General features: G+C 59.8%; 4 protein-coding genes, 4 tRNA genes and 3 pseudogenes. 8 read left to right on the forward strand and 3 right to left on the reverse strand.

The window, feature by feature from the left end; translation table 11 throughout:
* Positions 1-38: 38 nt before the first annotated feature.
* Entirely contained in the window at positions 39-806 is a 768-nt protein-coding gene (locus ACK59L_RS16390) for a hypothetical protein (protein WP_023535381.1), read from the reverse strand.
* Positions 807-1,130: 324 nt separating this feature from the next.
* Between ACK59L_RS16390 and ACK59L_RS16395 the strand changes: the two genes are divergently transcribed.
* The 8 genes and pseudogenes from ACK59L_RS16395 to ACK59L_RS16430 form a co-directional block, all read left to right on the forward strand.
* Positions 1,131-1,206, forward strand: a tRNA-Glu gene (locus tag ACK59L_RS16395).
* Between the two features lie 4 nt (positions 1,207-1,210).
* Positions 1,211-1,286, forward strand: a tRNA-Gly gene (locus ACK59L_RS16400).
* Positions 1,287-1,377: 91 nt separating this feature from the next.
* Positions 1,378-1,453 (forward strand) — tRNA-Glu (locus ACK59L_RS16405).
* A gap of 2 nt (positions 1,454-1,455) precedes the next feature.
* Positions 1,456-1,531: transfer RNA gene (locus ACK59L_RS16410), tRNA-Gly, on the forward strand.
* A gap of 223 nt (positions 1,532-1,754) precedes the next feature.
* A pseudogene (locus tag ACK59L_RS16415) lies at positions 1,755-2,986 on the forward strand (tyrosine-type recombinase/integrase); the annotation flags it as partial.
* Between the two features lie 235 nt (positions 2,987-3,221).
* Positions 3,222-3,473 (forward strand): YoeB-YefM toxin-antitoxin system antitoxin YefM, encoded by a 252-nt coding sequence (gene yefM, locus ACK59L_RS16420; protein WP_144965975.1) that lies wholly within the window; start codon positions 3,222-3,224, stop codon positions 3,471-3,473.
* Positions 3,470-3,724, forward strand: a complete 255-nt coding sequence (locus ACK59L_RS16425; RefSeq protein WP_004152371.1) for a Txe/YoeB family addiction module toxin — start codon at positions 3,470-3,472, stop codon at positions 3,722-3,724. The genes yefM and ACK59L_RS16425 overlap by 4 nt, the downstream gene beginning before the upstream one ends.
* A 305-nt stretch (positions 3,725-4,029) precedes the next feature.
* A pseudogene (locus ACK59L_RS16430) lies at positions 4,030-4,332 on the forward strand (DUF3742 family protein); the annotation flags it as partial.
* Positions 4,333-4,338: 6 nt separating this feature from the next.
* Here the strand turns inward: ACK59L_RS16430 and ACK59L_RS16435 are convergent.
* Positions 4,339-5,858, reverse strand: a pseudogene (locus ACK59L_RS16435) (conjugal transfer protein TraG N-terminal domain-containing protein).
* A 15-nt stretch (positions 5,859-5,873) separates the two neighbouring features.
* Entirely contained in the window at positions 5,874-6,263 is a 390-nt protein-coding gene (locus tag ACK59L_RS16440) for a hypothetical protein (protein WP_409274761.1), read from the reverse strand.
* Positions 6,264-6,378: the final 115 nt, after the last annotated feature.

Here is a 6,378-nt window from a genome sequence, read left to right on the forward strand (position 1 = left end):
CCGGCGGCATGCCTGAGCCGCCGGTACGGGCAAGATGTTCAGTCGTACATCGCCTTCTTCTTCCAGGTTTCCTCGTCGTCGGTCTTCAAGCCTTCGGTCAGCTCGTTTTCTTCGTCTTCGGTCGGCGCCAGCTGATCCAGCACTTGGGCGTTCACCCGCGCCAGCAGTTTTTCAAGGTACGTCAGCTGCTCTTCATAGACCTTCGGTTCGGGCTGCTTGCGCAGGTATTGCACGCCCCGTTCGAAGGCCAGGCGGGCCTGGCCGGGCTGTTCGTTCTGCAAGGCCTGCTGGCCGAGGTTGTTGAAGAACTCGATATGCAGTAATACCAGGATGTGGCGAATTTCCTTGAGCCAGTGCTTGGCTTCCAGAGCAGGTAAGAAGCCTTCCTGCGCGGCGCGGGTGATCTGGTTGTGCAAGGCTTCGAGCAGAAACCGCACGTCCTTGGCCTTGGCTTCGGTCAGAATCGGGTTGGGTGGGTTGTTGACTGGTATCTGCTCGCCCTTGGCGATCAGCGCTTCTACTTCAGCGATGCGCGCCTTGATGTCGGCATTGTGCTTGTCCAGGGCAAGCTGGCGCTGGTTCACATTGAGTTCCAGCCGGGTCAGCAGCAATTTCAGCCCAGGAGTCATGTACTGGCCGGGGAAAGTTTCACTGATTTCGCCACAGCGACGCAGGCGATCGGCCAGTTCGATCTTCAATCGAGCGCGCTCGAGCTTGCCGTTCTCGACCACGTTATTGAGGTAGCCAATCAGAATCAGCAGTGCGATACCCGCCACGACGAGCAGGGTGATCAGAAGTGGTGTCACCGTGAATGCCTCATGAAATGGATTGCATCATTGAGTGTAGGGCGAGGTTGCATAATCCCTGACAGCCTGTGTTCATTATCGGCCGTTTGCCCAGTGGCTGAATGCTGGCATATTTATGCGGCGCTGACGTCAGAAATTCAGCCCGAGCTTCGTATAACGCAGGGGCGAGTTGGGACGGCAGGGCGGGAAGTCATTGATTTAAATAAATTTCTACAAAAGGGTTGACGGCTTATCCATCCCTCCATAGAATGCGCGCCACTTGCAGCGTAAAGCACACAGCAGAACGCAGCAGGAAGTGAAAGCAGGCAGTAATGCCAGCAGCGTGTCCCCTTCGTCTAGTGGCCTAGGACACCGCCCTTTCACGGCGGTAACAGGGGTTCGAGTCCCCTAGGGGACGCCAAATTGCGGGAATAGCTCAGTTGGTAGAGCACGACCTTGCCAAGGTCGGGGTCGCGAGTTCGAGTCTCGTTTCCCGCTCCAAATTCTCCGGCAACGCTTAACGGCGGGGCGGGAAATAAAAATCCAGTCTGAATCGTGAGGTTCAGGTGCTGGTACACTGAAAAGTGTGTGTGTCCCCTTCGTCTAGTGGCCTAGGACACCGCCCTTTCACGGCGGTAACAGGGGTTCGAGTCCCCTAGGGGACGCCATTGCGGGAATAGCTCAGTTGGTAGAGCACGACCTTGCCAAGGTCGGGGTCGCGAGTTCGAGTCTCGTTTCCCGCTCCAATTATTCATCTATAGACGTCTACCAAAGTCTGTAGGTTATTGATTCAACAGGGTTTTAGCCCTGGGGAATGTCTAGCGAAAGCTGCTCAGTTCCACTGTCAACCACGCCCAATCAGTACACGAAACAGTACATGAAATCCGGGCGGTTGCTGGTGCGGATTGTTTGCTGAGCCACTGCCCCTGAGCACGGTACACCTCTCCTCAACTTGAAGGAGATGTACCCATGGAGTTAACAGATGCAGTAGGCCGGCAGGCGAAGACCACCGGCAAAGACTACACCCTCAACGATGCGGACGGCCTGGTGCTGTTCGTCACCGGTCGAGGGGCGAAGAAGTGGCACTTCCGTTTTACCTGGCTTGGCAAGCAACAGCGCGTTGCCGTTGGCAGCTATCCCGAAATGTCCCTCAAGGATGCGCGTGAGCAGCGCGACGACTTGCGATCGCAGGTCGCCCGTGGCGTTGATCCGCGTGTTCACCGTCTGCAGGTCAAGGCGGCAGAGCTGGCCGCGCCCCTGAACACCTTTGCTTCCGTCTTCAAGGCCTGGCGTGACTTCAAGCGCTGGGCCTGAAAACCGGCCCTCAGAGCACCCTGTCGCAGATCGACCGCATTTTTGCCAAGGACGTATTGCCCTGGCTGGGCAAGCTGTCCATCTTCGATATCGACAATCCGCACCTGATGGACGTGCTACGTCGCATCGAGCGGCGCAAGGCGTTTACCACCGCCGAGAAGGTGCGCACCTGGTTCAATCAGCTGTTTCGCTATGCGATGGTCGAAAAGGGCTTGCGCTACAACCCGGCCAGCGACCTCGATATCGTGGCCGCGCCCAAGCCTCCCGTATCGCACAACCCGTTCCTGCGCATGGACGAGTTGCCCACCTTCCTGCAGACCTTGCGCAGCTATGGCGGCCAGGAAGTCACCAGGATGGGCTTGCGCCTGTTGCTGCTGACCGGCGTGCGTACTGGGGAGCTACGCCAGGCGGTGCCTGAGCAGTTCGACCTGGAGCGCGGCCTGTGGATCATCCCGCCGGTCATCGTCAAGCAGTTGCAGGTCAAGCTGCGTCGCGAGGGCAAGACCATTGCGCCCTATATCGTGCCGCTGCCCCAGCAGGCTATCGACATTGTGCGTGTGCTGATCGACGAGCACGCCCGCCGCCCCGCGCAGCACTACCTGCTGTCGCATCGCAGCCGCCTCAAGGAACGCATCAGCGAAAACACGCTCAACGGCGCGCTGCATCGCATGGGTTATGCCGACTGGCTGACAGGTCGCGGCATCCGGGCGACGATTTCCACGGCGCTCAACGAGCTGGGTTACCCGAAAGAATGGATCGAAGTGCAGTTGTCCCATGCCGACCCCAACAAGATCCGCGCAGCCTACAACCATGCGGACTATGTGGAGCAGCGCCGGATGATGATGCAATACTGGGCTGACCGGCTCGATGCTTGTGAACGCGGCGAGCCGATCGCGCAGCCGGTGTTGCCGCAGGCAGCGCCGCACAGCATGGCGGGGATCGAAAGCTATCTTCGCCTGTTGGTACAGGGGCGTTTACCGCAGCCGGTGGACGGAGTAGCGCTGCCGCGTCATATCGTGGGCTGATGCAGGGGCTTCGGGATTGCTTGCCAGTGGCATGGAAATCTGGTGATTGATTTTGGCGTTATGTACAATGAGCTGTACATGTGAAGGAGAGGTTGCCATGCGCACTATCAGCTATACCGAAGCCCGGCAGAACCTGTCGGCCACCATGGTGCAGACCGTCGAGGATCGCGCCCCGACCCTGATTACCCGCCAGAACGGCGAGGCGTGCGTGCTGATGTCGCTGGAGGAGTACAACGCGCTGGAGGAAACGGCTTACCTGCTGCGCTCTCCGGCCAACGCACGCCGCCTGATGGATTCGATTGACAGCCTCAAGCGCGGTCAGGGTGTCGAGCGGGATATCGCCGAGTGAAGCTGATCTGGTCTGAGCAAGCCTGGGACGATTATCTGTACTGGCAGGACGCAGATAAGCGTATGGTCAAAAAGATCAACGAGCTGATCAAGGAGACTCGCCGCACCCCTTTCGAGGGCAAGGGCAAGCCGGAGCCGCTGCGCCACAACCTGGCAGGCTTCTGGTCGAGGCGGATCACTGCCGAGCATCGGTTCGTGTATTCGGTGACGGATGAAGCGCTGCTGATTGCCGCCTGCCGTTATCACTATTGAAGGCCGGAAAACGCCGGCCAGGTGTGGGAGCGCACCTGCTGTACAAGCTCCACTCGGGAGAGCGGCTTTTGAGCCTTTTGGCCTTTTCGGATAGGGCCTTTGGCCCTTGAGCCTCTTCCCTTGTCGCAACCCTTGAGGCCTTTTGTCGTTTCCCTTTGAGAGCGGAGGCAGCATAGGCCAGTGATCCGGTTGCTGAGCCAGCGAGGTATTCATTATGCAGCAGCACGACCCACAGAAGCAGCGCACCGCCTGGAAGCTGGGCCAGTGGCTGGGTAACGGCTACCGGGCATTCTTGCGCCAGGAAGCCCGCTTTATGGCCTGGCTGGCTGGCTGGGCATGGCGTGTCGGTAAAAGTTGCCCGCATCCTGCCCTGGGCATTCAGGATCGTCGTCGTTCTGGTGCTGCTGTACCTCGCCTTCTGGCTGGCTCTGGTGTTCCTGGGCATTGCCGTGTTGGCGCATGCTGGCGGCGGCACTGGCGTCGATCAGGATGATGATTGGCCTATTGGGGAGCAGGCCGATCACAAGAAGAATCCTGGGTATAATCCAAATATGTATAACGATGCCCCGGATCATCGCTTTTACGATCCACGTTATGACGATGACTGAGCGGCATTAGCGAAGCTTTCCGCCGCTCATTGTCTCGGCTCCCTTGCTTCCTGCCTTGCCCGCGCCAGCAGCACCGTCGCTCAGCCCTTGAATTGCACCGCCTGCACGAACCCCAACCCAGCCCAAGGCTGTGACCCAAAACGTCGGCAGCACAATAAACATGGTGCCCATGACGAAATTCAACAGCATGTCGCCGAAGGTGTTGTCCAGCCCCAGCATGATGTTGAATTCATATGCGGCCGGTTGAAGCCCATGCCCCAGTCATACAGGGCATCGAGGATGGTCGAATCGATCCAGCGGGCCAGCTCGGACCAGAAATCGACGAAGTACAGCGCGAAGTAGACGCAGCTGATCGTGACGAAGGCGCGGATATCGTAGGTGGCCAGGGTGAACAGCAGCGGTGTGCTGATGATCAGCGCCATCTTGAGCAGCGACATCACCATCGGCAACGCCTGGCGCACCACGTCCATTGCCGGGAAAAAGGCCAGGCTGCCCACGGCCATTCCCACATCACCAGCGGCGCGGGTGACGATGTTGGGCAGGGTCTTGTCGATCTGTCCACCGTAATCGGCATAGACACTGCCCAGGTTCATTTTCTGCTGGCGCGGAGCGGCAATGGCGCGCACCACGGAATCATCCACCTCGGCGCGACTCAGAAAGCCCACCCAGCCGGCGATGCGGCTGAGCAGGCCGGGCTCGACCTGCTGCAGCAGGCGGGCACGCAGGCCGTTGCCGGCATCGCTCCACCACTGGAGGCAGGTCGGATACCCCGCACCGCTTGGCACCTGGGCCAGGCCGGCGTCCCGGCTGCTGTCGTAGGCCCAGCCCTCGCGTGGCGTTCTGGCACGGTAGGTGTCGTAGTAGCCGCTGGCGCCGACGAAATAGTTGGCGCCGATCCATGTCACGTCGTGCATCTGGTTATCGTCGAGATCGGGGCGACTCATGAACAACTTGGCCCTCGCCGGGCCGTAGCAATCGTGCGTGAAGTCCGCGACCTCCCGGGCCAGCACCGGATCGGCGATGCGCGTGGCATTGATCTCCATGCGCATCTGGCGCAGATCGGTGCCGCACGGAATGGCCGCGACCGCAGCCCCCGTCACCGCCCGCGACAGCGCATGCATGAACGCCCACCACACCGGAGCTTTCGCGCTCTGGTTGTTGAGGGTAGTGAAAGACTGGCTCCAGCCCGTCTCGGCGGGCAGTAGCACATTCACCTGACATTGGGCCGAACGACTGGTGTCAAACTTGATGGTTGCCAGATCCACATCGATGGTCGGGACGCAAGCGAACATCACCACGACGATGGCGACCCGGATGCGGTTCTCGATGCGCTGAGACGACAGGATGCCCTTGTTGCCCTCGTCTGCGCCCTCCGTGCGTACGTTCAGCCACTCGCCAAGGATGATGGCCAGGAACGGCAGTGCAATCACCCCACTGGTCACCACGATGGCCCAGATGCCGTTATGCACGATCCAGGCGACCAGCGTCAGGTAATACTCCAGATAATCGGTCGTCAGCAATGTCATGGCAGGCCCCCGGCCTTAGTACAGTCTCAGCCAGTTGCTGGCTTCGTACAGCACGATGCCGAGCACACCGAGCACCTCGATAACGCATAATTGCTGGCGTGATTGCGGATCGCGCGCGAGGCGACGGCGACGCACCCAGGGCCAGGCGGCCGCGACGGCGGCATACAGGCGCAGGCGCCAGACAAAGAAATGCCCGGCGTGATCGTCGAGCCACTGCTGCCAGGGCTCAATACCTCCCAGCAGCAGGATGCCGGAAGGTGACCACGAAGGCCGGGATGAACAGGCCAGCGACCAGCAGCGCCAAGATGATGAGCAAGCGACGCAATGGCCGATCAGGCTTGGTGGGTGAGAACGGCGAGGGCATGATAGTTTCTCCGGAGCAAAGGAGCGCTCCGGACAGTTCATGACAAACCGCCGTGTTCTTCGACAAACAATGTGGTATTCACCCTCACCGCATTGCCGCCCAGGATCTGTCATGCCTTGCGGTGGAACTCAATGGTATGCTAGCGCAGTTCAAGGT

The sequence above is a fragment of the Pseudomonas sp. KCJK9111 genome, assembly GCF_046231935.1.
Lineage (GTDB): Bacteria > Pseudomonadota > Gammaproteobacteria > Pseudomonadales > Pseudomonadaceae > Aquipseudomonas > Aquipseudomonas parafulva_B.

Excerpts from the sequence above, each read along its gene's own strand:
- yefM (WP_144965975.1), top strand. The coding sequence starts at position 3,222 with ATGCGCACTATCAGCTATACCGAAGCCCGGCAGAACCTGTCGGCCACC.
- ACK59L_RS16440 (WP_409274761.1), bottom strand. The coding sequence starts at position 6,263 with ATGAACTGTCCGGAGCGCTCCTTTGCTCCGGAGAAACTATCATGCCCT.